This window comes from Stenotrophomonas sp. YJH_SMC_4 (genome assembly GCF_059371575.1).
Map to the genome: position 1 here is coordinate 59,544 of NZ_JCAFUR010000002.1, position 23,449 is coordinate 82,992.

The following is a 23,449-nucleotide window of genomic DNA, read 5'->3' on the forward strand; positions in this document are numbered from 1 at the left end:
CCACGCAGTGGCACGGTATGATCATGCCACGCATCTTCCGCACACGAAGTTTCAATCGCAGCATGCGCAGGACCACCCTGTCCGACGCTGCGCTGTACCGGTCGGTACGTGAAATGGAAGCGGGTCTGGTGGATGCTGATCTTGGCGGCGGAATCTTCAAGAAGCGCGTTGCGTTGCCGGGGCGAGGAAAGCGTGGGAGCGTTCGAATCATCGTCGCCACGCAGCGAGGCGGGCATTGGTTCTTCCTTTTCGGCTACGAGAAGAATGAACGTACTGCGATCACGAATGCGGAACGGGATGCGCTGCAGTTGTACGCATCGGAGTTCCTGAAAATGAGTACGGCGCAGCTGAATCGTGCCTTGGAATACGGGGATCTACAGGAGATCGGCCATGACGAAGCCCCCTGAGCGACGGCGCGCGAAAAGTGCGCTTCTTGAAGCGGTGCATGATGCGGCTGTGAATCTGCACGCGCATGGCTTCATTGATAAGCGTCGGTTGAGCAGCTACGAAGCGCTTTGCCTTGAGCCGGTCCCTGAATACAGCAGTGCCCAGATCCGTGCCCTGCGTACGTCATTGCAGCTCAGTCAGCCGGTATTTGCGGGAGTTCTCAATACCAGCGTTTCCACCGTACGCAGCTGGGAGCAGGGCGAAAAGAAGCCCAGCGGACCGTCACTGAAGTTGCTTAACCTGATTGAACGGAAGGGCCTCGAAGCAGTTCTGTAAAGCAAAGGCCCGGCGATGCCGGGCCTTTGCTTTACCGTGGTATTCAATCCACGCATGGCGTGGATCTACCGCGAGCCTCGCATGATCGACGCCATGCATGGATGCGGCAAGATCAGGTAGATCCACGCCATGCGTGGATGCCCCGATCCCGCGTGGGCCTCACCCCTCGCGTGCGATCGCGCGCCAGCCAATGTCGTTGCGGTGGAATTCGTTGGCCCAGGTCACCTTGGCCACGCCGGCATAGGCGTTCGCCTGCGCGTCGCGCACGCTGTCACCCAGTGCAGCCACGCACAGCACGCGGCCGCCGGCACTGAGCACCTGGCCCTGTGCATCCAATGCCGTACCGGCGTGGAATACCTTGGCAGTGGCCGGCACTTCATCCAGGCCGGAAATCACGTCGCCGGTGATCGGCGCTTCCGGGTACGGCTTCGCCGCCAGCACCACGCCCAGCGACGGCCGCGGATCCCACTGTGCGTCGATCTGGTCCAGGCGGCCGTCGATGGCCGCTTCCACCAGTTCGACCAGATCCGACTGCAGGCGCAGCATCACCGGCTGGGTTTCTGGATCGCCGAAGCGCACGTTGAACTCGATCACCTTCGGCGCGCCGCTGGCGTCGATCATCAGGCCGGCATAGAGGAAGCCGGTGAACGGGATCCCGTCGGCGATCATGCCTTGCACGGTCGGGTTCACCACGTCGCGCATCACGCGGGCATGCACTTCCGGCGTGACCACCGGGGCCGGCGAATACGCGCCCATGCCGCCGGTGTTCGGACCGGTGTCGCCGTCGCCGACGCGCTTGTGGTCCTGCGAAGTGGCCATCGGCAGCGCGTGCACGCCGTCCACCATCGAAATGAAGCTGGCTTCCTCGCCATCGAGGAACTCTTCGATCACCACGCGCGCACCGGCATCGCCGAAGGCGTTGCCCGACAGCATGTCACGCACCGCGTCTTCGGCTTCGGCCAGGGTCATCGCCACGATCACGCCCTTGCCGGCGGCCAGGCCATCGGCCTTGACCACGATCGGGGCGCCCTTCTCGCGCACATAGGCCAGCGCGGCATCCACCTCGGTGTGCACGGCGTAGAACGCGGTGGGGATGTTGTGGCGGGCCAGGAAGTCCTTGGCGTAGGCCTTGCTGCCTTCCAGCTGCGCGGCGGCGGCGGTCGGCCCGAAGATGCGCAGGCCGGCGGCGCGGAAGCGGTCGACCACGCCGGCCACCAGCGGTACTTCCGGGCCGACCACGGTCAGCGCCACGCCTTCGGCCTGGGCCAGCGCCAGCAGGCCGTCGATGTCGGTCACTTTCACCGCCACGTTGCGGCACTTGTCTTCGCTGGCGGTGCCGGCGTTGCCGGGCGCCACGATCACTTCGGTGACACGGGAGGACTGGGCCAGCTTCCATGCCAGGGCGTGTTCGCGGCCGCCAGAGCCGATGACAAGTACGTTCATCACGAGATTCCAGATTGCGTGGGAAGGGAAGGTCGATGTCCCCGTTGGCGCAGGTGCTTCATTCGCAGCCTTCGCGTCGCAGCGATTCGGGGAAGGAATAGGCCCAGGTCTTCGGGTCCAGGGTAAAGCGGTGTTCCTGCCGGACCTGCTTGCCACCACAGGTGGTTCCGGTTTCCTCGATCAGCAGCGGCCAGATGCGCGCGCTGCGATCGCTGTCGTCGAAGCGCAGTGCGAAATCGATGCTGAAGCGGCGGGTACGGCAGTCCTCGACGGTCTCCGGGTCGCTGCTGGCCCCTGGGTTGTCGCACTCGTACTGGGCATCATTGTCGATATGGCTGCGCACGCTGCCGCTGGCCACCAGGCCGTTCGGGCCTGGCAGGATCAGCGACTGCGAGAGCAGCGAGAAGCCCTGCCCGAACCAGCCGTCCTCGACGCGGAAGCCATGGAAGTCGCTACCGGCGCGGATGACACTGACCGTGCCGGGCTGGCCACCGCTGCCGAAGCGTTCGCCGGTCAGTTCGCTGGTCACGTCGAAGCCATCGCCCTTCGGGCGCAGCACGAAGAAGTCGATCGTTCCCGCGTCGATGTGCGCGCCTTCGGACAGTGCGCCGCAGACCGCCAGCAACTGCTGCCAGCTGTCACCGCTCACCACCGGCTGCTCGGCGCAGACGTGCCAGTCCATCGGGCGGGTTTCGCCGTCGTCGTTCCAGCTGCCGTGCCATTCACCGGAGAGCCTGGCGTTCTTGCCGTAGCGCTGGACCAGGAAGGCCTGCAGTCGTGCGGTGCGGCTCACGTGCGCCGTCGGCTCGGCAGGGGCCGACGTGGCGGCCTGTGGCGACGACGCAGGCACCGGGGCGGCCGCAGGCTTGCAGCCGGCCAGCACGGCCGCGCCCGCGAGGGCGAGCATGGCCAGCGATTTCAGTGAGACTGCGGACATCCGTGTCGCTCCAGTATCAGTGGCGGAAGTGGCGCACGCCGGTGAACACCATGGCCAGGCCATGTTCGTCGGCGGCGGCGATCACTTCGGCATCGCGCATCGAACCGCCCGGCTGGATCACCGCCTTGATGCCGGCGGCGGCGGCGGCATCGATGCCGTCGCGGAACGGGAAGAACGCATCGGAGGCCATCACCGAACCCTCGACCACCAGGTTGGCATCGGCGGCCTTGATGCCGGCGATGCGCGCCGAGTACACGCGGCTCATCTGGCCGGCGCCCACGCCAATCGTGCGGTTGTCCTTGGCGTACACAATCGCGTTGGACTTCACGAACTTGGCCACCTTCCAGGCGAACAGCAGGTCGGTGAACTGCTTGTCGGTCGGCGCCAGCTTGCTGACCACCTTCAGTTCGTCGCGGGTCATGCCGCGGTTGTCCGAGGACTGCAGCAGCAGGCCCGAGCCGACGCGCTTGCTGTCGAAGTTGTTCAGGCCATCACCGTGCGGGATGCGCAGCACGCGCACGTTGGCCTTCTTCTGTGCGTATTCCAGCGCGGCCGGCTCGTAATCCGGGGCAATCAGCACTTCCACGAACTGGCGGTCCAGGATCACCTTGGCAGTGGCGGCGTCCAGCGGCTTGTTGAAGGCGATGATGCCGCCGAAGGCGCTGGTCGGGTCGGTGGCGTAGGCCAGCTCGTAGGCATCGCCGTTGCCGGCGCCAACCGCCACGCCGCACGGATTGGCGTGCTTGACGATGACGCAGGCCGGCGCATCGAACTGGCGCACGCATTCCCACGCCGCATCGGCGTCGGCCAGGTTGTTGTAGCTCAGCTCCTTGCCCTGGAGCTGCTGGAAGGTGGCCAGCGTGCCCGGCACCGGGTACAGGTCGCGGTAGAACGCGCCGCTCTGGTGCGGGTTCTCGCCGTAGCGCAGGTCCATCACCTTCACGAAGGTGGAGTTCATCTGCGCCGGGTACTCGGCGCGGGCCGGCACGGCGGCGTCGGTGGCGGTGACCGCCGACAGGTAGTTGCTGATCGCGGCGTCGTACTGGGCAACGCGGTTGAACGCGGCCACCGAGAACGCGAAGCGGGTGGCGGCCGACAGCTGGCCGTCGTTGGCGTCCAGCGAGGCCAGCAGTTCGGCGTACTGCGACGGGTCGGTGGCCACCGCCACGCGGGCGAAGTTCTTGGCTGCCGAACGCAGCATGGCCGGGCCGCCGATGTCGATGTTCTCGACCGCGTCGGCCAGCGTGCAGTCGGCCTTGGCGGTGACCGATTCGAACGGGTACAGGTTCAGCACCAGCAGGTCGATGGCACCGATGCCGTGTTCGGCCATTACCGCATCATCCAGGCCCGAACGGCCGAGCAGGCCGCCGTGCACCATCGGGTGCAGGGTCTTGACCCGGCCGTCCATCATTTCCGGGAAACCGGTGACGTCGGCCACGTCCTTCACGGCCAGGCCCGCATCGCGGATCGCCTTGGCGGTGCCGCCGGTGGACAGCAGCTCCACGCCGCGTGCCGCCAGCGCAGTGGCCAGCTCGACCAGACCGGTCTTGTCGGAAACGGAGAGGAGGGCCCGGCGGACGGGCAACAGATCAGCAGTCATGGGACAGAATCGGCAGCGGAGCGGGGCCGATATTGTAGGCGGTGGGGGCCGGTGGCGGGCGCTGGAAGGGGTAATTTGCCGTGGCGATCGACGCAAGGCCGGGTCGGGCACACCGATCCGGCCCGATCCGGGGGCTGGCCTGCGGACCAGAGCAGGGTTGTCGGAATCTGCCAACGATGGGGTAGGCTGTGCCCGCACTGCCAAGGATCAGCGGGTACGGATCATGTCGATCTATGCATTGAAAGGACGTTTCCAGGACCTGTTGCGTCCAGCCGTACGCGGCCTGTACCGCATGGGGATCACTGCCAATACGGTGACCGTGGCCGCTGCCGTGGTCTCGCTGCTGGTGGCCGCCGCCGTCCGGTGCTGCGCGCCGGCCCAGCCCCTGCTGTACCTGCTGCTGCCACTGTGGATGCTGCTGCGCATGGCGCTCAACGCCGTGGACGGCATGCTGGCCCGCGAGTTCGGCCAGCAGTCGCGGCTGGGCGCCTATCTGAATGAGCTGTGCGATGTGATCGCCGATGCGGCGCTGTACCTGAGCCTGCTCAGTGTGCCGGGCGTGCGCCCCGAGACGCTGTGGCTGCTGGCCTGGACCGCGGCCCTGAGCGAGTACGCCGGGGTGCTGGGGCTGATGGTCGGTGCCAGCCGCCGCTACGACGGCCCGATGGGCAAGAGCGACCGCGCGTTCGTGATCGGTGCGCTGGGCCTGCTGCTGGCGTTTGAGTGGGTTGGCGCGATGACGGTCACTGGCGTGGCCGCGGTCATGGCGGTGCTGTGCGTGCTGACGATGGTCAACCGCGTCCGTCGGGGACTGCGGGAAGCAGCGGTTTCGCCGAATTAATCAAGCAGATACAAGAAGACAATCAGGAGATTGCATGCGTCAGGCGCAGGAACGGGAATTCCACAGCTTCGACCAGGTACCGCTGTTCTACCGGTACTGGGCGGGCACCACCGCAACGCCGGCCACCAAGGCCATCGTGCTGCTGCACCGCGGCCATGAGCACTCCGGCCGGGTCACCCACCTGGTCGATGAGCTGGACCTGCCCGACACCGCCTTCTTCGCCTGGGACGCGCGCGGCAATGGCCGTTCGCCGGGCGCACGGGGCGATGCACCGGGCTTCCCGGCGCTGGTGCGTGATCTGGACAGTTTCATCGCCCACATCGGCGCCGAGCACGGCATTGCGGTGGAAGACATCGTGGTGATCGCGCAGAGCGTAGGGGCGGTGGTCGCCGCGACCTGGGTGCACGACTACGCGCCACGCCTGCGCGCGCTGGTCATGGCCTCGCCGGCGTTCAAGGTGAAGCTGTACGTGCCGTTCGCGCGGCCGGGCCTGGCCTTGATGCAGAAGTTGCGTGGCAACTTCTTCGTCAACAGCTACGTCAAGCCGCAGTGGCTGACCCACGATCCGGCGCGGGTGGAAAGCTATCGCACCGACCCGCTGATCACCCGGCCGATTTCGGTGCGCGTGCTGCTGGGCCTGTACGAGGCGGCCGACCGCATCGTGGCCGATGCGCAGGCAATCAGCGTACCGGTGCAGCTGCTGGTGTCCGGCTCGGATTTCGTCGTGCACCGTGGCCCGCAGGACCGCTTCTACGAGCGCCTGTCCAGCCCGATCAAGGAGCGTGTGCATCTGCCGGGCTTCTTCCACGACACGCTCGGCGAGCGCGATCGTGCACCAGCACTGGCGCGCATCCGCAGCTTCATCCAGGCGCGTTTTGCCGAGCCGCTGCGCGAGCTGTCACGGCGCGACGCGCACCGTCACGGGCCAACCTTCGAAGAATCCGAGATCCTGGCCTGGCCACCGGAGCGCAACAGCCTGGCCGACCTGCGCTGGCGCGTGGTGCGTGGCGGCCTGCGCTTCGGCGGCACGCTGTCCGAAGGCATCGCGCTGGGCCTGCGGACCGGTTTCGATTCCGGTAGCACGCTGGACTACATCTACCGGAATGAGGCGCGCGGCAAGGGCCCATTGGGGCGGATGGTCGATCGCAACTACCTGGATGCGATCGGCTGGCGCGGCATCCGCGTGCGCGGCCAGCACCTGCAGGAACTGCTGCGTGACGCCGCCCAGCGCCTGCGCGGGCAGGGCACGCCGGTGCGTGTGCTGGACGTGGCCGCCGGCCATGGCCGGTATGTGCTGGAAGCGCTGGGCCAGGGCGAACAGCGCGCCGACCGTATCGTGCTGCGTGATTTCAGCGATCTGAACGTGACCCAGGGCCAAGCGTTGATCGAGCGCCTGGGTGCGGCCGACATCGCCCGCTTCGAGCAGGGCGATGCGTTCGATCCGGCGCAACTGGCCAAGGTCGATCCAGTACCGACACTGGCGGTGGTCTCGGGCCTGTACGAACTGTTCCCCGACAACGACGCCGTGCTGCGCTCGCTGCAGGGCATTGCCGCAACGGTGCCGGCGGGAGGCTACCTGGCTTACACCGGCCAGCCCTGGCACCCGCAGCTGGAATTCATCGCGCGCGCCTTGACCAGCCATCGCGGTGGCGCGGCGTGGGTGATGCGTCGCCGTACCCAGCAGGAGATGGATGAGCTGGTGCGCCTCGCCGGCTTCGAGAAGGTGGCGCAGCGCATCGACGACTTCGGCATCTTCACCGTGTCGCTGGCGCGCCGGACCGCGTGATGGCGACGCTCGCCGCAACCCCGCTGGCCGAGGAAGGGCGCCCCTGGCGGCGCGCCCTGCTGTGGCTGGCCCTGCTGGGTCCGTTCTTCTTCGCCAGCTACGGCTTCGCCAACTGGATGGCCGGCCGCCACGCCACCCTGCCGGTGATGGCGTTCGCGTGGGAGACACGCATCCCGTTCGTGCCGTGGACGATCGTGCCGTACTGGTCGATCGATCTGTTCTACGCAATCTCGTTCTTCCTGTGCCGGCATCGCTTGGAACTGGACCGGCATGCGCTGCGACTGTTCAGTGCACAGCTGATCGCGGTGGCCTGCTTCCTGCTGTGGCCGCTGCGTTTCAGCTTCGAGCGTCCGGAGATCGGCGGTGTGTTCGGCTGGTTGTTCGATGTGCTGCTGGGCTTCGACAAGCCGTTCAACCAGGCGCCGTCGCTGCACATCGTGCTGTTGATCGTGCTGTGGGTGAAGTTCGCGCAGTACCTGCATGGCGTGTGGCGCGGGGTACTGCATGTGTGGGCACTGCTGATCGGCGTCTCGGTGCTGACCACGTTCCAGCACCATTTCGTCGATATCCCGACCGGCCTGCTGGCCGGTTGGCTGTGCGTCTGGCTGTGGCCGGAGCAGGGCACGCCACCATCGTGGGCCTGGCACACCGCGCGTGATGCGAGGCGTTGGCGATTGGCAGCGTTGTACCTGCTGGGGGCCGCTGTATTGCTGGTGCCGGTGGTGCTTCTGCGTGGCGCCGCGTTGTGGCTGCTGTGGCCGGTGACGTCGTTGCTGCTGGTGGCGCTGGCCTATGCCGGGCTGGGTACAGCGGTGTTCCAGAAGCGCGCCGATGGCCGCCTGACGATGGCCGCGCGATGGCTGCTGGCACCGTACCTGGGCGCTGCCTGGATCAACTCGCGGCTGTGGACGCGGCGTGCGCCGCAGCCGGAGCCGGTGCTGGACGGCGTGTGGCTGGGCCGCATTCCCAACGGCGCGTTGCCGCCGCCACTGGGGGGCGTGGTGGATGCCTGCGCCGAGCTGTCCTGTCGCGCGCAGGGCGCCGCGTATGCCAGCGTGCCGATGCTGGACCTGGTGGTCCCTGCACCGGAACAGCTGCGCGAAGCGGCCGAGGCCATCGAGCGCCTGCATGCGCACGGACCGTTGCTGGTGTGCTGCGCGCTGGGCTATTCGCGCAGCGCCGCCAGCGTGGCCACCTGGCTGCTGCGCAGTGGTCGTGCGGCCGATGCGGACGCGGCGGTGGCGATCGTGCGTGCTGCGCGCCCTGGCATCGTGCTGGGTACGGCCCATCTGCGTGCCATCACCGATGCGGCAGGAGTGCGCGCATGAGCACGGTTCCCGATCTGGCGACCATGCAGCTGCTGCTGCGGCAGGGGCGTTGGCCGGCATGCCTGTCGCTGGGGCTGCTGCTGGTGGCATTGCTGCTGCTCGGCACCGAGCCGGGCCTGGCGATGATCGCTGCAGGGTTGCTGCTGGCCAGCATGTCTGCAGGGGTGGCCCAGACGTACCACGCGTGGCGGGTTGCGCTGGACGCCAGCCTGCTGCAGCTGCTGCGCGATGAGCGTATGGACGGCGATGCCGCCGCGCGCCGCACTGATCAGCTGCTGCAGGACAGCGGCCTGCGCCGCGCGTCGCCCGAGGCGCCCCTGCGGGGCTGGGACGCGCGCTGGGCCGGCATGCGTCGCCTGCTGCTGCGCCAGTACCTGCTGACAGCGGTGCAGTTCGCACTGCTGGTGCTGGCCGTGTTGTGGCCGCAGACGTGAACGGGAGGGACCAATGTTCGCCGAACTGATTGCCCGCGCCTGCAGTGGTGCGATCCATGTAGTGACCGGTGCCCGCGCGCTGTGGATCGGTTGCGCGCCGTCCAGCGAGCGCCGTGTGTACTACGGCAACCACGCCAGCCATGGCGACTTCGTGCTGATCTGGTCGTCGATGCCGCCTGCGTTGCGGCGCCAGGTGCGGCCAGTTGCCGCGGCCGAATACTGGCAGCGCGACGGCCTGCGTCGCTACCTGATCGATGCGGTGTTCAACGGCGTGCTGGTCGAGCGCGAGGCCGGCCATCGCCAGCAGGATCCGCTGCAGGCCCTGCGTGACGCGGTGGACGAAGACTGCTCGCTGATCCTGTTTCCGGAAGGTACCCGCAACGTGGGCGATGAGCCGCTGCTGCCGTTCAAGAGCGGCATCTATCACCTGGCACGGCAACGGCCGGAGCTGGAATTCGTGCCGGTGTGGATCGACAACCTGAAGCGGGTGATGCCCAAGGGCCGGTTCCTGCCGCTGCCGCTGCTGTGCACGGCCACCTTCGGTACGCCGCTGCGGCTGCAGGCCGACGAGGACAAGGCGGCCTTCCTGGCCCGCAGCCGGCAGGCGCTGCTGGACCTGGCGCCGAACGGGGGGCGCGCATGAGTTTCCTGATCGATGTGTCCGGCGACCTGGCAGCGCAGAGCGTGGGCCAGCAGACCGGCCTGCTGTTCGCTGGCGTCGGTGCGGTGCTGGTACTGGCCACGCTGGTGGCCGAAACGCTGCGATGGCGCCAGCGCGGCCGGCCCAGCGCGGTCATCGCCAACCTGGTGTCGCGCATCCGCGCGTGGTGGGTAATGGCGATCGTGGTCGGGCTGGCGCTGTTCTTCGGCCGCGCCGGGGTGATCGTGCTGTTCGCGATCATCTCGCTGTTCGCACTGCGCGAGTTCATCACCCTGGCGCCGACCCGCTCAGGCGATTACTACGCGCTGCTGGCCGCGTTCTACATCGTGCTGCCGTGGCAGTACTACCTGGTGTGGATCGACTGGTACGGCATGTACACGCTGCTGATTCCGGTCTACGCGTTCCTGTTCCTGCCGATCCTGTCGACCATCGGCGGCGACACCACGCACTACCTGGAGCGGACCGCTAAGGTGCAGTGGGGGCTGATGATCTGCGTGTTCTGCATTTCGCATGTGCCGCTGCTGCTGAACCTGCACGTGCCGGGCCATGACCCCTCGCGCAACGTGCTGCTGTTTGCTTTCCTGGTGATCGTGGTGCAGTCCTCGGACGTGCTGCAGTACATCTGGGGCAAGTTGTTGGGCAAGCACCTGATCGCGCCGAAGCTGTCGCCGTCGAAGACGGTGGAGGGCTTCGTCGGCGGCGTGCTGAGTGCCAGCGCACTGGGCGCGGCGCTGTGGTGGATCACCCCGTTCACGCCGCTGCAGGCGTTCGGCCTGTCGCTGCTGATCAACCTGATGGGGTTCTGGGGCGGCCTGGTGATGTCGGCGATCAAGCGTGACCGGGGCATCAAGGACTGGGGCCACATGATCGAGGGCCATGGCGGCATGCTCGACCGGCTGGATTCGGTGTGCTTCGCCGCGCCGGTGTTCTTCCACGTGGTGCGGTATTACTGGAAGGCGGGCGGCGGCGGTTGATTCTGCCGGGCTTCCATCCACGCATGGGGCGGATCTACCGGTAGTGCCGGCCGCTGGCCGGCAACTGCAACATCCTGCCACCGTTCGTGGGGTTGCCGGCCAGCGGCCGGCACTACCCGTGCGCGTTTACGCGCTGATGCCGTATTCCTTCAGCTTCTTGCGCAGGGTGGCACGGTGGATGCCCAGCATCGCGGCGGCGCGGCTCTGGTTGCCTTCGCAGTGGTTGAGCACTTCCACGAACAGCGGGATCTCCATCTCGCGCAGCACGATCTCGTAGACATCGTCCGCGTCGCAGCCATCGAGGTCACGCAGGTAACGGCGCACGGATTGGGCGACATGTTCACGCAGCGGTGGCCGGGGAGCGCCACGACTGTTGTCAGGACGAGAGAGGACAGCGTTCAAGGGGGTTCCCGATTCGGTGGGCCCGTGCGCGCGGTGCGCGCGGCCGGACGAGGTGGTGGCGGCCAGTCTAGCGCGAGCGTGCCCGGCCTGCCACGGCCGGTCGCCTTTTCACGTTCAGAGGAAGTCGAAGGTGAATGCGACGGTGGATGCGGCGGGCTCCTGCACACGGAAGGCGACGCGCGCGCTCTGGCCCGGTTCCAGCAGCGCGGCGCCGGGGTTCTCGCCAAGGTACTGCGCAGGCGTGAACACACCGCTGCCGATCACCCGGCCATCAGCATCGGACAGTGACAGGCGCAGGTCCGGCCAGGCCTGTGCCCAGCGAGCGTCGTTGCGGATGCTGGCCTGCACCTGCAGCACGCCGGCCCGGCCGGGCAGCGGCCGGATCTCGCGGCTGGTCATGGTAAAGGCAGTGGGTTCATGCCAGGCCGGCAGGCTGCAGCGCAGGAGGCCGCAGAGCGTGCCCAGCCAAGCACGGTTGCCAGCGTCGGCGGCCAGCCGCGCACGGTCGGCCAGCAGGCTCTGCAGCACCAGCAGCAGCGCCAGCCCTGCAACCAGCAGCCAGTGCCAGCGCGGTGCCGGCAGGCTGCGGGGGCGCGCATTGCCAAGGAAACTCGGCGCGTCAACGGCGGCCGTCGTTGCCGGCACTGCAACCGGTGCCGACGCGATGGCCGCAATGTCATCAACGATGACAGGCGCATCGTCGTGCTGCATCTCCGCCGCAACATGCGCCGCTTCGGCGGGCCCGGCTGGCACCTGCATGGCAGGCGACGCGTGTTCTTGCGGTTCCTGCGTGCGCGCATCGGTCGCAGGCACGGGCGAACCTTCCGGGGCGGTGCGCAGGAAGGTTGCCAGAGGGCGTCGCGGTGGGTTCGGCTCGGACATGCTCAGGGTGCGGGCTCGGATCCAGCAGTCATTCAACCACGATCAGGCGCGGCGCACGCCGGTGATGCGCATCCAGTCGCCATCCTGGGTCGCCTGCAGGTCGTCGAACCATTCGGCATAGCGCTGCAGCAGTTCACCTTCCTGGCCGTGCAGGATGCCGGACAGGGCAATACGGCCGCCGGCAGCCACGCGCGCGGCCAGCAGCTCGGCCAACGCGTCCAGTGCCGAGGCGAGGATGTTGGCGACCACGATCGGGTAGGTGGCGACCGGTTCGTCCGGCGGCAGGTACACGTGCATGCGCGCCTGTTCGCCGTTGCGCTCGGCATTGTCGGCGGTGGCGACCAGGGCCTGCGGATCGTTGTCCACGCCGATGGCCTCAGCGGCGCCCAGCTTCAGCGCGGCAAGCGCAAGGATGCCGGAGCCGCAGCCGAAGTCGAGCACGCGCTGGCCCTGCAGCAAGCCATCCACGGCCAGCTGGTCCAGCCAGCACAGGCAGAGCGCGGTGGTCGGGTGGGTGCCCGAGCCGAACGCCAGGCCCGGGTCCAGCCGCACCACGGCGGCGTCGGCAGCCTGTGCGGCCTCCGGCAGTTCATGGTTCCACGGCACGATCCAGGTGCGGCTGCCGAAAGCCATCGGCTGGAACTGGTCCAGCCAGGCGCGTTCCCAGTCCTCGTCCTCGACCGCGCGGAAACTGCCGCTGCTCCAGTCCAGTTCCGGGTCGAACGCCTCCAGCGCGGCCAGCAGCAGCAATGCGTTGCTGTCGGCGGGAAACAGCGCGCTCAGCACCAGTGTGTCCCATAGCGGGGTCTCGCCCACGCCCGGCTCGAGAATGGCCTGTTCGTTGCTGGTATCGGCCTCGGCATCAAGCAGCGTGACGGCCAGTGCGCCGACATCCTCCAGCGCATTCTCATAGCGGGGCTGGGTAGCTTCGGTGCAACGCAGGGTCAGTTCCAGGAACGGCATGGCGGTGGGGGCAATCGCGGGAAAGGGGGCCATGCTAGACCATCGGAGCGTCTCCGTATTGCCTGAGATGCCGCTTGGAGATGAACGGAACCGATTCAGACAGGCCTGGCGGGCCTTGCTAAACTTGTTGCTTTCCTGTGCGCCATGAACGCTCACTGCCGCCAATGGCCTTTGCTCCGACCCTGAAAACCTGGTTGCTCGTGCTGCCGGCGGTGGCCGTGCTGGGCGTGGCCGGGTATCGGGCCAGCGGCCATGCCGGGTCGGTACCGGTGACCGCAGGCGAACTGCCGACGGCGCAGGTTGCGGCGGACGATGCGGCGCCCCTGCCGGTCGTGCCGGAAGCGTTGGCGCGTCGCCTGGCGGCGTTCGAGCGCGGCAACGCGCTGCCTTCGGGCCTGCCGCTGGACCTGCGCGCGGACATCGAGGATGCGACCGATCTGTACGCCTACGCGCAGCGCCTGCGCGTGCAGGCCGACGACGGCAATCACGAGGCGCGCTGGATGCTCAGCCGGGTCTACGACTACTGCGCGCAGTACGCCATCGATCCGGGCGGTTATCGGTTGGACAACAATGTGCTGGCCGGGCTGGGCCTGACCGCTGCACCGGCGATGGTGCAGGCGCGCGAGCGCGTGGCGCAGCGCTGTGGCGGCTTCGTGCCGGGCGACAAGCTGGGGTCCGCGCTGGTGCTGGCCGAGCGCCGCAAGGCGGCCACGCAGGGCAACCTCGCAGCGGAAGCATCGCTGTTTGCCGAAGGCGAGCCGCTGAATGACAGCCCCGAGTACCGCCGTGACCTGGTCGAGCGGGTGCGCACATCGCGCGATCCGGAGGCCTTCATGGCCATTGCACCGGGCATGGGCGTGCGCGCGGCGGGCGACCAGGCGCTCACTGGCCTGGTGGCGGGTGAACAGCTCAGTGAACTGGCGTGGCGGGTTGCGGCCTGCGAGCTCGGTCTACCGTGTGGTGCCGACAGCGTGCTGGTCAACAGTTTTTGTGCGAATGGAGGGATCTGTTCGCAGGATGGGACGCAGGATTTCCGGGATTTCGTGTATGACGCTGCGGTTTCGCGGCAAGGTGCGGGGAAAATGAAGCAGTGGATCAAGCGATTGGTTGGCAAGAGGGGCGGGCAATGAACTACCGTCGATTCCTGCATGGGGCCAAGTTCTGGTTCTGGGTGGCGCTGTTCGTGGCCTATTCGGCCGGCGCGGTCGGGCTGTTGATGATCGACACCTATGAAGATCGTTACCGGCATCTGTCGAAAGTGGAACTGACCACGGTGAAGGCGCAGGAAGATGTGCGCCGCGTGGGTGCCAGCCAGGTCGCTGCGGTCTATCGCGCGCAGAGCGGCATGCCGTTTGCTTCGTTGCCGGCAGGCAGTACCTTCCAGGTGGTGTGGCCCGATGGGTCCACCGAGACGATGGTGATCGTCGACCCGAGCTCGCCCAATGGTGTTCGCCCGCTGGCGAATTCGCAGATCCCGGCCGAAGCTGCCGACAAGCGCTGATGCACCTGCTGCAGAGCCGAGCCCACGCTCGGCTCTACGGCAATGGAAAAAGGGCGGGGATATCCCCGCCCTTTTCATGTCCAGTACCTGCTGCCGATCAGGTCAGTGCGATCGGCTTGTTCTTGCGCTCGGCAAGACGCTTTTCCAGGTAGTGGATGTTCTGGCCACCGGCCTGGAAGCCCTTGTCGCGCATGATCCGCTGCTGCAGGGCGATGTTGGTCTTGATGCCGTCGACCACCATCTCGCTCAGCGCCACCCGCATGCGGGCGATGGCGGTTTCGCGGTCCGGGCCGTGCACGATCAGCTTGCCGATCATCGAGTCGTAGTTCGACGGCACGCGGTAGCCACTGTAGATGTGGGTATCCACGCGCACGCCGGGGCCACCCGGCGGATGGAAGCCGGTGATGGTGCCCGGGCTGGGCACGAAGGTCTCGGCGTCTTCGGCGTTGATGCGGCACTCGATCGCGTGGCCGGTCAGCACCACGTCGCTCTGCTTGATCGACAGCTTCTGGCCGGCGGCGATCTTCAGCTGCTCGGCCACCAGGTCGATGCCGGTGACCATTTCGGTGACCGGATGTTCCACCTGGATGCGGGTGTTCATCTCGATGAAGTAGAAGCGGCCGTCTTCGTACAGGAACTCGAAGGTGCCGGCGCCGCGGTAGCCGATGCGCACGCAGGCTTCGGTGCAGACCTTGCCGATCTGCTCGCGCTGTTCGGCGGTGATGCCCGGTGCCGGTGCTTCTTCCACCACCTTCTGGTGGCGGCGCTGCATCGAGCAGTCGCGCTCACCCAGGTGGATGGCGTTGCCCTGGCCGTCGGCCAGCACCTGGATTTCCACGTGGCGCGGGTTCTCCAGGAACTTCTCCATGTAGACCTCGCCATTGCCGAACGCGGCCTTGGCCTCGCTCTTGGTGGTTTCGATCGAGGTCTTCAACGAGGCCTCGGCATGCACCACGCGCATGCCGCGACCGCCACCGCCACCGGCCGCCTTGATGATGACCGGGTAGCCGATCTCACGGGCGATCTTGGTGTTGGCGACGATGTCATCGCCCAGCGGGCCGCCCGAACCGGGCACGCACGGCACGCCGGCCGACTTCATCGCGCGGATGGCTTCGACCTTGTCGCCCATCATGCGGATGGTGTCGGCCTTGGGGCCGATGAAGATGAAGCCGGATTCTTCCACGCGCTCGGCGAAGTCGGCGTTCTCCGACAGGAAGCCGTAACCGGGATGGATCGCCTGCGCGTCGGTGACTTCAGCGGCGGCGATCAGCGCCGGAATGTTGAGGTAGCTCTGCGGCGACGGCGCCGGGCCGATGCAGACCGACTCGTCGGCCATGGCCACATGCTTGAGGTTGCGGTCGACCGTGGAATGCACGGCCACCGTGCGGATGCCGAGGGTGTGGCACGCGCGCAGGATGCGCAGCGCGATCTCCCCTCGGTTGGCAATGACGACTTTGTCGAGCATGGCGTGCCCCTCAGCCGATCACGAACAGCGGCTGGTCGAATTCCACCGGCTGGCCGTTCTCGCCGAGGATGGCGACGATGGTGCCGGACGTGTCGGCTTCGATCGGGTTGAACATCTTCATTGCTTCGATGATGGCCAGGGTCTCGCCTTCCTTGACCTGCTGCCCAACGGTGACGAAGGCCGGCTTGTCCGGGGCGGACGACGCGTAGAAGGTGCCGACCATCGGCGAGCGCAGCACGTGGCCTTCCGGCAGTGCCGGGCCCGGCTTGGCGGTACCGCCGGTGGAGGCTTCGGTCGGCGACTGCATCGGCATTGCCTGCGGTGCCGGGGCGGCCGGAGCGGCGTACACCGGGGCGGCGACCGGGGCGGCATAGCCGGCCACCGGGGCACGCGACAGGCGCACCGACTCTTCGCCTTCCTTGATTTCGATTTCAGCCAGGTTCGACTCTTCCAGCAGGTCGATCAGCTTCTTGATTTTGCGCAGATCCATGAGGGCCTCTTTGGTTTCTATCTAGGTGAGGAGAGCGCCGTGGGCGCCCGGGTCGACAATCAGGTGGCGGATACCCGCAGCAGCGCCGCGTCCATCGCGTAGCGGTAGCTGTCGGCACCGAAGCCGCACACCACGCCCACCGCCTTGTCACTGAAGTAGCTGTGCTGGCGGAACGGTTCGCGGGTATGCGGGTTGGACAGGTGGATCTCGATGAACGGCACCGCCACCGCGGCCAGCGCATCGCGCAGGGCAACCGAGGTGTGGGTGAAGGCGGCGGGGTTGATCAGGATGAAAGCGGTTCCGTCGTCGCGCGCGGCCTGCACGCGGTCCACCAGCACGTGCTCGGCATTGGACTGCAGGCTCTCCACCGCGTGCCCGGCGGCCGATGCCTGGCTGGCCAGGGCCTGGTCGATGTCGGCCAGCGTGGTGTGGCCGTAGACCTCCGGCTCGCGTGTGCCGAGCAGGTTGAGGTTGGGGCCGTGCAGGACCAGCAGCTTCGCCATGGGATCCGGAAGACGGGAAAGGGCGGCAGTCTGGCGGAACCGGCGGATGCTGTCCAGTTCGGCGAAGTTTGCAGCGTTTCAATCGAACGTTTGAAATCTGCCGGAGCGCTTGTGGCCGTATGGCGGGCGCTGGATCAAGGCGCGCTGAATGGCTCGCAGGCCGGGGATGCATGCACGTAGGCCGACGATGGCGGCAGGCATGGGCAGGGCTGATGCTGTCATGGGTGGTGCTGCAGTAGATCCACGCCACGCGCGGATGAGGCCACCATTCAATAGATCCACGCGATGCGTGGATGGAGGACGTTCGGTACGCAGCACGCTACGCACCCACCGAGGGGCAGCCCAAGGTGCGCCGCACGCCTACTGCCCCCCGCCACGCCCCCGCTCACGTCTCCAGCGGCACCGTCGGCACCACGTTCGGGAACACCTCTTCCAGCGGTTCCCGTTCTCCAGGCTTCGGTGCCGGCCAGTTGTAGGCATTCACCGGCTGCGCGCGGTTTACCCACAACGCGTAATACAGGTGGTCGGCGCGGCCATCACCGGTATTGGGGTGGATCAGGATGGTCAGGCCCAGGCTGTTGAGCTGCAGCCAGGGCACCAGCACCGGCAGCAGGTCGTTGGTGAAGCCGAAGTAGAACGAGGGGGTGACGTGCGGCCCGCGTGGTTCCAGGTTCCAGTTGCCCAGCTCCACCGGGAAGCGCTCGGCCGCCCAGCGCCGCAGCAGCGCAGCCTTCTCGAAGCTGTCCTCGTCGAAGTAGATGTGCGCGTGATAGCTCTTGATGTCGGTGTAGGCGCGTGGGGTCACGGGCAGGGTGGCCTCGCCGGGACGCACGCTGGTCGGGCGCGGGGTCGGTTCGCTGGCCGTGGCCTGGCCCCAGGGGCTGTGCCCTTCCGGTGCTGGCGGCACGATGGCACGGAAGCCGGGGCGGCCAGGCTCGGTGGTGTTCACCGCGTCGTTGCCGCGCGGTGCTGCGGCGGCGGTCGAGGCACTGGCCAGGCCGCCAGCGGCCAGACCCGCCGAAGCGATCAGGCGGCGCCGTGCCGGCGAAAGCAGGTCGGCCCAGTGGGCGTCATCATCGCCGGCGTCGGTGAGGGTCTGCGGGTCCGGGTGCATGAAGGGCTCCGTGGCGGCATCGTGTGGGCAGGCAAGCACGCTCGGGCACCCGCATCCACAGCGTCCAATAAGCAGGGGGCATCACCTCATGCAGGTGCGCCCCGTTGTCGTTGAGCGTGGCCGCTGGGCGGGCTAGGGTGCAGGTCTGCCGCCCCGGAGCCCTTCCATGATCTCGCCCGATGCCGACACACAGCAAAAGCGCGCGTTCTTCCGCCAGCTGCACGCGCAGGGTTGCTTCGTGCTGCCCAACCCGTGGGATGTGGGCAGTGCCCGCTACCTGCAGCGGCAGGGCTTCCAGGCACTGGCCACCACCAGTGCCGGCTGCGCCTGGAGCGAAGGACGGCCGGACGGAGCGGTTTCGCTGCAGGCCACGCTGGCGCATCTGCGCGTGATGGCGGCAGCGACCCCATTGCCGTTGAATGCCGACTTCGGTGATGGCTTCGGCGCCACGCCGCAGGCGGTGCAGGAGGCGGTGGCCGCGGCGATCGACACCGGCATTGCGGCATTGTCGATCGAGGATGCCAGCGGCGTGGCCGATGCACCGCTGCGTCCGATCGACCAGGCGGTCGAGCGCCTGCGCGCTGCCCGTGCAGCCATCGACCGCGCGGGCGGCGACGTGCTGCTGGTCGGGCGTGCGGAGAACTTCTTCGTCGGCGTGCCGGATCTGCAGGACACCCTGCAGCGCCTGCGTGCCTACGCAGAGGCCGGTGCCGATGTGCTGTATGCACCTGGCATCAGCACGCGCGAGCAGATCAGCGCGGTGGTCGCCGCTGCCGGGTCGAAGCCGGTGAACCTGCTGGTCGGTGGACCGACGTCGCTGAGCCTGCAGGACATCGCCGCGCTCGGCGTGCGCCGGGTGAGTCTGGGCGGCGCACTCGCCCGTGCCGCGTGGGGCGGGCTGATGCAGGCGACCCAGCCGATCGTGCAGGACGGACGCTTCGATGGCCTGCAGCAGGCGGCCTCCGGGGCTGCCTTGAACGCGCTGTTCCGCTAGATCCACGCCGTGCAAGGCGGGAGGGGCCGGCGACTACAGCGCCTCGATCTCCCGCTTGGGTAAGGTCACGTCGGGTTCCAGCGCTGGCAGCAGTTGGCGAAGCAGGTTTGGATTGCCCTGCAGCCCGGTGCCATCCAGATACGTCCAGCCGGAACCACCAACGCGGCGCACGGCCACCATGAACGTGGTGCTGCGCATTGGGGTTTCACGCACCCGTATCAGGGATTGGCGTGGCACGAAGCAGACTTCTTCCTCTCCGGCAGCATAGGTCCGGGTCGGCACACCTACATCTTCGCTGATGATCACTACACCGGCGTTGTGCTGCTTCTTCAACGCATCACGGGTGATCGCCTGGAAGGCGTCATCGCCGCCGGCCAGTCGCTTGAGGCTGGGATGGGTACGTTCGATGAGGAAGTCCGCATCGCCGCGGGCGTATGCAGCCATCATGGCGCGCACATCTTCGCGCAGAGCCTTCGCATCACTGGGACTGAGTTCACCTGCGAAGGCGGATGGCAGCAACAGCAACAGCGACAGCAGCATCAGCATCGTCAGGGGCAGGCGTCGATCCATGTTCGGGTGTCTCACAGGGCACCGCCGCACTATACGGTGGATGCGAAAACAGCGTCCCATCGATGGCGCTGGTATCCCGAAAATCACTACTTACTATTGGTAGGTATTGATTTCTGGAGACCCCCCATGCACAGCCTCATTGTCATCGCCCACCCTGAACCCGGTTCGCTGACCCATGCGATGGCGCATCGCATCGGCGATGCCATCAATGCTGCCGACGCCCGCAACACCGTGGCCTACGCCGATCTGATGGCCGAAGGCTTCGATCCGCGCTTCAACGCTCAGGACCAAGCCTTGTTCCGCAGCACCGGCGCGGTACCGGCCGACATCGCCGCCGAGCACGCACGGCTGGAGGCCACCGATACGCTGGTGCTGGTGTTCCCGTTGTACTGGTGGTCGTTCCCGGCACTGCTGAAGGGCTGGATCGACCGTGTCTTCACCAACGAATGGGCCTACGCACAGGATGCGCAGGGCAAGCTGGTGAAGAAGCTGCAGCGCCTGAACGTGCATCTGGTGGGGCTGGGCGGTGCCGATGCAGCGATGGTCGAACGACGCGGCTACGATGCGGCGATGAAGACGCAGATCGACATGGGCATCTTCGACTACTGTGGCGCACGCGTGCTGACGTCCGACCTGCTGCTGGATGCCGATACCGGTGCGGCTGGAGCGCATCTGCAGACCGCGCTGGCGATCGGCCGTAAAATAGGCACTCCGATGCGCTGATCGCCGTGTTCCGCCGATGCCCGCCAACGCCGCTCCCACGCGCCGCCGATTGACCCGCGAGCAACGCGCCCGCCAGTTGCTGGACGTGGCCTGGGCGCTGGTGGGTGAAGAAGGCACCGACGCGTTGACGCTGGGACGGCTGGCCGAGGCGGCCGGTGTGACCAAGCCGGTGGCCTACGATCACTTCGTGACCCGCAACGGCCTGCTGGCCGCGCTCTACGATGACTATGACGGGCGGCAGACGGTGGTCTTCCACGAGCGTATCGGCCGCGCCCGCGCGCAGCTGGCCGACCGTGCGGCGGCCATCGGCTCCGGCTACATCGACTGCATCCTCAGCCAGGGCAGTGAAGTGCAGGGCATCCTCGCCGCGCTGGTGGGAGCGCCGGAACTGCACGAGGTGCGGCGGCGTTACCAGCAGGACTTCATCGACAATTGCAACATATGGCTGGGTCCGTTTGCCGCCGATGGCACGGTGCCACTTGCTGGGCGCTGGGCGATTCTCGGTGCGGCTGAAGCCCTGTCCGAAGCCGTGGCGGCAGGCGCGCTGGACAAGACCAACGCCGAGGCCGAGCTGCAGCGGCTGATCGTGGCGACGGTCGAGCGGCGCTGAGCCGCTTCGGGCGTCAGGCCCCGGCAGTGCTGCTGGCCAGCGTGGCGAATCCTGCCGCCAGCTGATCGCGCACTAGGGCATCGCGCGCGTCGCGGCTTTCAGAACCCAATACCACGGTGATCAGGCGTACCGGCTGATCCCGCCCGGGCACTGCCCGGCATACGGTGGCGGCCAGGCAGAAGCCTGCTGCCTGGGTGTAGCCGGTCTTCAATCCATCCACGCCATCATCGCCAAGCAGCGCATTCTGGTTGTTGCGGCTGAAGCTGCCATGCACGAACGCGCGCTGCGCGGTGATTGCCAGTATCTGCGGATGGTCATTCAGCAGGCAGGCGGCCAGCACTGCCATGTCGCGCGCGCTGGATGCATGGTGCGGCGTGGTGATGCCGGAGACGCTGGCGAACCAGCTGCTGCGCAGGCCGAGCTGGCGTGCGTGCCGGTTCATGCGCTCCAGGAACGCAGGCTGCGATCCGTCCAGGTGGCGCGCGATGGCCAGCGCCGCGTCATTGCCGGAGACGATCATCAACCCTTCCAGCAGGCGCGCGAGCGTGACCGTTTCGCCGGGCACCAGGCCCATGCGCGTTTCATCGTCGGCAACCGCATGCACGTCGCCGGCGGCGATGGTGACTTCGTCGCCCCACGAGCGCCCGCGCTCCTCGACACATTCGTAAGCCGCGTAGGCGGTCATCAGCTTGGTCAGCGAGGCCGGCTGCCTGGCGATATCCGCGTTGTGCTGGTGAATCACCGCGAAAGTTGCCGCATCGAGGGTGATGGACGACAGCGGTGCACGCGCAGGAGCAGGAGACGGCATGGAAGCGACGATGGTAGCGGGGACCCTGGAGGATAGTGTGCGGCGGCTGCACGAAGCTGAAATATTGAAACGATATAACGTATCGCCATTGTGGGCCGCCGATGGCCCGACGGGACATCCGATGACTGCACGCATTCCACGCCGCTGGCTTCATTCTTCGTTGCTGCTCGCGCTGGCCGCACTTGGCGGTTGCCAGCCCAACCTGCGCGCCGAGGCTGTTTCCAGCGCCGAAGCCGGTCCGCTCAATGTGATCGTGATGATCAACGACGGTGCCGGCTGGGGTACCTGGGACGCCGCCGCCTACTGGCAGTACGGCAGCCGTGAAGGCGCACCCTATGCGGATTTCCCACTGCGCCTGGCGGTGACCACCTTTCCGTTGAACGCGAGCAGCCAGCCGACCGGTGACAACGCGCAGACGCTTGGCTACGACCCGGGCAAGGCCTGGGATGACGCGCCGGTTCCTGCGCTGGACCTGCCTTTTGCGGGCTACCAGTACCTGGCCGCGGTGGCTACCGACAGTGCGGCGGCGGGCACTGCGCTGTCCTCGGGGATCAAGACCTACAACAACGCCATCAACTTCAACAACGATGGCCAGCCGGTCGAGTTCAATACGCTGCGCGCCAAGCGCCTGGGCATGGCCACTGGCGTGGTCACCTCGGTGCCGTTCGCGCATGCCACGCCGGCCGCGTTCGCGGCGCAGAACGAATCGCGCAGCAACTATCACGCCATCGCACATCAGATGCTGGCGCAGGGCCACATGGACCTGGTGATGGGCACGGGCGGCCCGGGCTACAGCGTCGACGGCCGCGCCTGCCATGAAGGTACGGACGCCGCGAAGGCGGAGGGCTGTGCGAATCCATGGGAGTGGGTGTCGCAGCAGGATTGGCAGCAGCTGGAAGCGGGCAGCACCATCGGCGGCAATCCGGCGGGACCGTGGCGCCTGATCCGCAGCAAGGAAGCGTTCGCCGCACTGGCGCAGGGACGGTTGCCGGCCGACAGGCCGCTGATCGGTGTACCGCGCGTGGCCAACACACTGCAGCAGGCGCGCCAGCTGCAGGTGCTGGGCAAGGATGCAGCCACGCCCTCGGGAGTGAGGAAGATCGACAGCGTGCCTGATCTGGCGACCATGACGCGTGGCGCACTGCAGTTCCTGCAGCAGCGCTCGTCCAAGGGGCTGTTCCTGATGGTGGAAGGCGGCGCCACCGACTGGGCCGCACATACCAGTGCGTGCGGCACCGAATGGCATTACGGCCAGTGCAGCGATCAGCCGCAGCATGGCCGGCTGATCGAAGAAACCGTGGAGTTCAATGACGCGGTGGCGGCGGTGGTCGACTGGATCGAGCGCAACGGTGGCTGGGAGCGCAACCTGTTGATCGTCACCACCGACCACGACAACAGCATGCCGATGGGCCCGGATGCACAGAACGTGGCTTTCGCGCCGGTACGCAACAACGGTCGCGGCCGCATGCCCGGAATCAGCTTCCGCCCCACCGGCAACCACTCCAACGCGCTGGTGCCGCTGTGGGCGAGGGGCGCCGGCGCGGAGCTGCTGGGCAAGCGCGTGCGGGGCGTCGATGCCGGCTACCGTCAGCACGTGCGCTGGAACGACGGCAGCTACATCGACAATACCGACGTGGCTGCCGCAGTGCAGGAAGCGCTGCAGCGTCCACGGTAACGCCCGGTTGCACGCGGGCTGT

Annotated in this window: 26 protein-coding genes; 14 read left to right on the top strand and 12 right to left on the bottom strand. The window is 67.3% G+C overall.

The window, feature by feature from the left end; all coding sequences use genetic code 11:
* Positions 1-23 precede the first annotated feature (23 nt).
* The gene (locus AC5P9F_RS03755; protein WP_060381068.1) at positions 24-407 is read left to right on the top strand and encodes a type II toxin-antitoxin system RelE/ParE family toxin; all 384 of its coding nucleotides are present in this window, start codon (positions 24-26) and stop codon (positions 405-407) included.
* A complete protein-coding gene (locus AC5P9F_RS03760) occupies positions 391-723 on the top strand; it encodes a helix-turn-helix domain-containing protein (RefSeq protein WP_099473492.1) in 333 nt (110 codons plus the stop codon). Before AC5P9F_RS03755 ends, AC5P9F_RS03760 begins: the two co-directional genes overlap by 17 nt.
* A gap of 159 nt (positions 724-882) precedes the next feature.
* Here AC5P9F_RS03760 and purD read toward each other — a convergent pair whose 3' ends face one another.
* The 3 genes from purD to purH are packed head-to-tail and all read right to left on the bottom strand — an operon-like array spanning position 883 to position 4,703.
* A complete protein-coding gene (gene purD, locus AC5P9F_RS03765) occupies positions 883-2,166 on the bottom strand; it encodes a phosphoribosylamine--glycine ligase (RefSeq protein ID WP_099473490.1) in 1,284 nt (427 codons plus the stop codon).
* 58 nt (positions 2,167-2,224) lie between these two features.
* The gene (locus AC5P9F_RS03770) at positions 2,225-3,103 is read right to left on the bottom strand and encodes a hypothetical protein (RefSeq protein ID WP_099473488.1); all 879 of its coding nucleotides are present in this window, start codon (positions 3,101-3,103) and stop codon (positions 2,225-2,227) included.
* A gap of 16 nt (positions 3,104-3,119) precedes the next feature.
* Positions 3,120-4,703 (bottom strand): bifunctional phosphoribosylaminoimidazolecarboxamide formyltransferase/IMP cyclohydrolase, encoded by a 1,584-nt coding sequence (gene purH, locus AC5P9F_RS03775; RefSeq protein WP_099473486.1) that lies wholly within the window; start codon positions 4,701-4,703, stop codon positions 3,120-3,122.
* A 223-nt stretch (positions 4,704-4,926) separates the two neighbouring features.
* Here purH and AC5P9F_RS03780 point away from each other — a divergent pair, with 223 nt between their 5' ends.
* The 6 genes from AC5P9F_RS03780 to AC5P9F_RS03805 are packed head-to-tail and all read left to right on the top strand — an operon-like array spanning position 4,927 to position 10,727.
* Positions 4,927-5,544, top strand: a complete 618-nt coding sequence (locus AC5P9F_RS03780) for a CDP-alcohol phosphatidyltransferase family protein (RefSeq protein ID WP_100438947.1) — start codon at positions 4,927-4,929, stop codon at positions 5,542-5,544.
* Between the two features lie 34 nt (positions 5,545-5,578).
* Complete coding sequence (locus AC5P9F_RS03785) at positions 5,579-7,330, top strand: bifunctional alpha/beta hydrolase/class I SAM-dependent methyltransferase (protein WP_005414657.1); 1,752 nt, start codon at positions 5,579-5,581, stop codon at positions 7,328-7,330.
* On the top strand, positions 7,330-8,658 hold the full coding sequence (locus AC5P9F_RS03790) for a phosphatase PAP2/dual specificity phosphatase family protein (RefSeq protein ID WP_109337587.1): 1,329 nt from the start codon (positions 7,330-7,332) through the stop codon (positions 8,656-8,658). The genes AC5P9F_RS03785 and AC5P9F_RS03790 overlap by 1 nt, the downstream gene beginning before the upstream one ends.
* A complete protein-coding gene (locus tag AC5P9F_RS03795) occupies positions 8,655-9,092 on the top strand; it encodes a hypothetical protein (protein WP_100438945.1) in 438 nt (145 codons plus the stop codon). The genes AC5P9F_RS03790 and AC5P9F_RS03795 overlap by 4 nt, the downstream gene beginning before the upstream one ends.
* A gap of 13 nt (positions 9,093-9,105) precedes the next feature.
* The gene (locus AC5P9F_RS03800) at positions 9,106-9,735 is read left to right on the top strand and encodes a lysophospholipid acyltransferase family protein (RefSeq protein ID WP_005411260.1); all 630 of its coding nucleotides are present in this window, start codon (positions 9,106-9,108) and stop codon (positions 9,733-9,735) included.
* Positions 9,732-10,727 carry a phosphatidate cytidylyltransferase gene (locus tag AC5P9F_RS03805; protein ID WP_005414654.1) on the top strand — a complete coding sequence of 332 codons (996 nt, stop codon included), beginning with the start codon at positions 9,732-9,734 and terminating at the stop codon, positions 10,725-10,727. The genes AC5P9F_RS03800 and AC5P9F_RS03805 overlap by 4 nt, the downstream gene beginning before the upstream one ends.
* A gap of 126 nt (positions 10,728-10,853) precedes the next feature.
* Here AC5P9F_RS03805 and fis read toward each other — a convergent pair whose 3' ends face one another.
* From fis to prmA, 3 genes are all read right to left on the bottom strand, one after another.
* A complete protein-coding gene (gene fis, locus AC5P9F_RS03810; protein WP_005419706.1) occupies positions 10,854-11,129 on the bottom strand; it encodes a DNA-binding transcriptional regulator Fis in 276 nt (91 codons plus the stop codon).
* Positions 11,130-11,243: 114 nt separating this feature from the next.
* Positions 11,244-12,011 (bottom strand): DUF3426 domain-containing protein, encoded by a 768-nt coding sequence (locus AC5P9F_RS03815; RefSeq protein ID WP_111174142.1) that lies wholly within the window; start codon positions 12,009-12,011, stop codon positions 11,244-11,246.
* 42 nt (positions 12,012-12,053) lie between these two features.
* A complete protein-coding gene (gene prmA, locus AC5P9F_RS03820; protein ID WP_049459111.1) occupies positions 12,054-12,974 on the bottom strand; it encodes a 50S ribosomal protein L11 methyltransferase in 921 nt (306 codons plus the stop codon).
* A 164-nt stretch (positions 12,975-13,138) separates the two neighbouring features.
* On the opposite strand from prmA, the gene AC5P9F_RS03825 reads away from it, so the two are divergent.
* A complete protein-coding gene (locus AC5P9F_RS03825; RefSeq protein ID WP_032967023.1) occupies positions 13,139-14,104 on the top strand; it encodes a hypothetical protein in 966 nt (321 codons plus the stop codon).
* Complete coding sequence (locus AC5P9F_RS03830; protein WP_005411254.1) at positions 14,101-14,475, top strand: hypothetical protein; 375 nt, start codon at positions 14,101-14,103, stop codon at positions 14,473-14,475. The genes AC5P9F_RS03825 and AC5P9F_RS03830 overlap by 4 nt, the downstream gene beginning before the upstream one ends.
* A 97-nt stretch (positions 14,476-14,572) precedes the next feature.
* Here AC5P9F_RS03830 and accC read toward each other — a convergent pair whose 3' ends face one another.
* From accC to AC5P9F_RS03850, 4 genes are all read right to left on the bottom strand, one after another.
* On the bottom strand, positions 14,573-15,940 hold the full coding sequence (gene accC, locus AC5P9F_RS03835; RefSeq protein ID WP_005411253.1) for an acetyl-CoA carboxylase biotin carboxylase subunit: 1,368 nt from the start codon (positions 15,938-15,940) through the stop codon (positions 14,573-14,575).
* Positions 15,941-15,950: 10 nt separating this feature from the next.
* The gene (gene accB, locus AC5P9F_RS03840) at positions 15,951-16,430 is read right to left on the bottom strand and encodes an acetyl-CoA carboxylase biotin carboxyl carrier protein (RefSeq protein ID WP_005411252.1); all 480 of its coding nucleotides are present in this window, start codon (positions 16,428-16,430) and stop codon (positions 15,951-15,953) included.
* A 59-nt stretch (positions 16,431-16,489) separates the two neighbouring features.
* The gene (aroQ, locus tag AC5P9F_RS03845) at positions 16,490-16,933 is read right to left on the bottom strand and encodes a type II 3-dehydroquinate dehydratase (protein ID WP_005411251.1); all 444 of its coding nucleotides are present in this window, start codon (positions 16,931-16,933) and stop codon (positions 16,490-16,492) included.
* A gap of 385 nt (positions 16,934-17,318) precedes the next feature.
* The gene (locus AC5P9F_RS03850) at positions 17,319-18,047 is read right to left on the bottom strand and encodes a DOPA 4,5-dioxygenase family protein (protein ID WP_180872629.1); all 729 of its coding nucleotides are present in this window, start codon (positions 18,045-18,047) and stop codon (positions 17,319-17,321) included.
* Positions 18,048-18,213: 166 nt separating this feature from the next.
* Here AC5P9F_RS03850 and AC5P9F_RS03855 point away from each other — a divergent pair, with 166 nt between their 5' ends.
* Positions 18,214-19,041 (top strand): isocitrate lyase/PEP mutase family protein, encoded by an 828-nt coding sequence (locus AC5P9F_RS03855; protein WP_274849933.1) that lies wholly within the window; start codon positions 18,214-18,216, stop codon positions 19,039-19,041.
* Between the two features lie 33 nt (positions 19,042-19,074).
* On the opposite strand, the gene AC5P9F_RS03860 is transcribed toward AC5P9F_RS03855, so the two are convergent.
* Positions 19,075-19,611 carry a hypothetical protein gene (locus AC5P9F_RS03860; RefSeq protein WP_005414649.1) on the bottom strand — a complete coding sequence of 179 codons (537 nt, stop codon included), beginning with the start codon at positions 19,609-19,611 and terminating at the stop codon, positions 19,075-19,077.
* 126 nt (positions 19,612-19,737) lie between these two features.
* Here AC5P9F_RS03860 and AC5P9F_RS03865 point away from each other — a divergent pair, with 126 nt between their 5' ends.
* Both AC5P9F_RS03865 and AC5P9F_RS03870 read left to right on the top strand, forming a co-directional pair.
* Positions 19,738-20,334, top strand: a complete 597-nt coding sequence (locus AC5P9F_RS03865) for an NAD(P)H-dependent oxidoreductase (RefSeq protein WP_049418037.1) — start codon at positions 19,738-19,740, stop codon at positions 20,332-20,334.
* Positions 20,335-20,350: 16 nt separating this feature from the next.
* Entirely contained in the window at positions 20,351-20,944 is a 594-nt protein-coding gene (locus tag AC5P9F_RS03870) for a TetR/AcrR family transcriptional regulator (protein ID WP_100438942.1), read from the top strand.
* A 13-nt stretch (positions 20,945-20,957) separates the two neighbouring features.
* Here AC5P9F_RS03870 and AC5P9F_RS03875 read toward each other — a convergent pair whose 3' ends face one another.
* Positions 20,958-21,752 carry a D-alanyl-D-alanine carboxypeptidase family protein gene (locus AC5P9F_RS03875; RefSeq protein WP_100438941.1) on the bottom strand — a complete coding sequence of 265 codons (795 nt, stop codon included), beginning with the start codon at positions 21,750-21,752 and terminating at the stop codon, positions 20,958-20,960.
* A gap of 121 nt (positions 21,753-21,873) precedes the next feature.
* On the opposite strand from AC5P9F_RS03875, the gene AC5P9F_RS03880 reads away from it, so the two are divergent.
* Entirely contained in the window at positions 21,874-23,427 is a 1,554-nt protein-coding gene (locus tag AC5P9F_RS03880; protein WP_100438959.1) for an alkaline phosphatase, read from the top strand.
* Positions 23,428-23,449 lie beyond the last annotated feature (22 nt).

Excerpts from the sequence above, each read along its gene's own strand:
- AC5P9F_RS03770 (WP_099473488.1), bottom strand. The coding sequence starts at position 3,103 with ATGTCCGCAGTCTCACTGAAATCGCTGGCCATGCTCGCCCTCGCGGGC.
- AC5P9F_RS03860 (WP_005414649.1), bottom strand. The coding sequence starts at position 19,611 with ATGGATCGACGCCTGCCCCTGACGATGCTGATGCTGCTGTCGCTGTTG.
- AC5P9F_RS03805 (WP_005414654.1), top strand. The coding sequence starts at position 9,732 with ATGAGTTTCCTGATCGATGTGTCCGGCGACCTGGCAGCGCAGAGCGTG.
- AC5P9F_RS03760 (WP_099473492.1), top strand. The coding sequence starts at position 391 with ATGACGAAGCCCCCTGAGCGACGGCGCGCGAAAAGTGCGCTTCTTGAA.
- accB (WP_005411252.1), bottom strand. The coding sequence starts at position 16,430 with ATGGATCTGCGCAAAATCAAGAAGCTGATCGACCTGCTGGAAGAGTCG.
- AC5P9F_RS03855 (WP_274849933.1), top strand. The coding sequence starts at position 18,214 with ATGATCTCGCCCGATGCCGACACACAGCAAAAGCGCGCGTTCTTCCGC.
- purD (WP_099473490.1), bottom strand. The coding sequence starts at position 2,166 with ATGAACGTACTTGTCATCGGCTCTGGCGGCCGCGAACACGCCCTGGCA.
- AC5P9F_RS03780 (WP_100438947.1), top strand. The coding sequence starts at position 4,927 with ATGTCGATCTATGCATTGAAAGGACGTTTCCAGGACCTGTTGCGTCCA.
- aroQ (WP_005411251.1), bottom strand. The coding sequence starts at position 16,933 with ATGGCGAAGCTGCTGGTCCTGCACGGCCCCAACCTCAACCTGCTCGGC.
- AC5P9F_RS03880 (WP_100438959.1), top strand. The coding sequence starts at position 21,874 with ATGACTGCACGCATTCCACGCCGCTGGCTTCATTCTTCGTTGCTGCTC.
- AC5P9F_RS03800 (WP_005411260.1), top strand. The coding sequence starts at position 9,106 with ATGTTCGCCGAACTGATTGCCCGCGCCTGCAGTGGTGCGATCCATGTA.
- purH (WP_099473486.1), bottom strand. The coding sequence starts at position 4,703 with ATGACTGCTGATCTGTTGCCCGTCCGCCGGGCCCTCCTCTCCGTTTCC.
- AC5P9F_RS03785 (WP_005414657.1), top strand. The coding sequence starts at position 5,579 with ATGCGTCAGGCGCAGGAACGGGAATTCCACAGCTTCGACCAGGTACCG.
- accC (WP_005411253.1), bottom strand. The coding sequence starts at position 15,940 with ATGCTCGACAAAGTCGTCATTGCCAACCGAGGGGAGATCGCGCTGCGC.
- AC5P9F_RS03865 (WP_049418037.1), top strand. The coding sequence starts at position 19,738 with ATGCACAGCCTCATTGTCATCGCCCACCCTGAACCCGGTTCGCTGACC.
- AC5P9F_RS03795 (WP_100438945.1), top strand. The coding sequence starts at position 8,655 with ATGAGCACGGTTCCCGATCTGGCGACCATGCAGCTGCTGCTGCGGCAG.
- AC5P9F_RS03790 (WP_109337587.1), top strand. The coding sequence starts at position 7,330 with ATGGCGACGCTCGCCGCAACCCCGCTGGCCGAGGAAGGGCGCCCCTGG.
- AC5P9F_RS03815 (WP_111174142.1), bottom strand. The coding sequence starts at position 12,011 with ATGTCCGAGCCGAACCCACCGCGACGCCCTCTGGCAACCTTCCTGCGC.
- AC5P9F_RS03755 (WP_060381068.1), top strand. The coding sequence starts at position 24 with ATGCCACGCATCTTCCGCACACGAAGTTTCAATCGCAGCATGCGCAGG.
- AC5P9F_RS03830 (WP_005411254.1), top strand. The coding sequence starts at position 14,101 with ATGAACTACCGTCGATTCCTGCATGGGGCCAAGTTCTGGTTCTGGGTG.
- AC5P9F_RS03825 (WP_032967023.1), top strand. The coding sequence starts at position 13,139 with ATGGCCTTTGCTCCGACCCTGAAAACCTGGTTGCTCGTGCTGCCGGCG.
- AC5P9F_RS03870 (WP_100438942.1), top strand. The coding sequence starts at position 20,351 with ATGCCCGCCAACGCCGCTCCCACGCGCCGCCGATTGACCCGCGAGCAA.
- AC5P9F_RS03850 (WP_180872629.1), bottom strand. The coding sequence starts at position 18,047 with ATGCACCCGGACCCGCAGACCCTCACCGACGCCGGCGATGATGACGCC.
- prmA (WP_049459111.1), bottom strand. The coding sequence starts at position 12,974 with ATGCCGTTCCTGGAACTGACCCTGCGTTGCACCGAAGCTACCCAGCCC.
- AC5P9F_RS03875 (WP_100438941.1), bottom strand. The coding sequence starts at position 21,752 with ATGCCGTCTCCTGCTCCTGCGCGTGCACCGCTGTCGTCCATCACCCTC.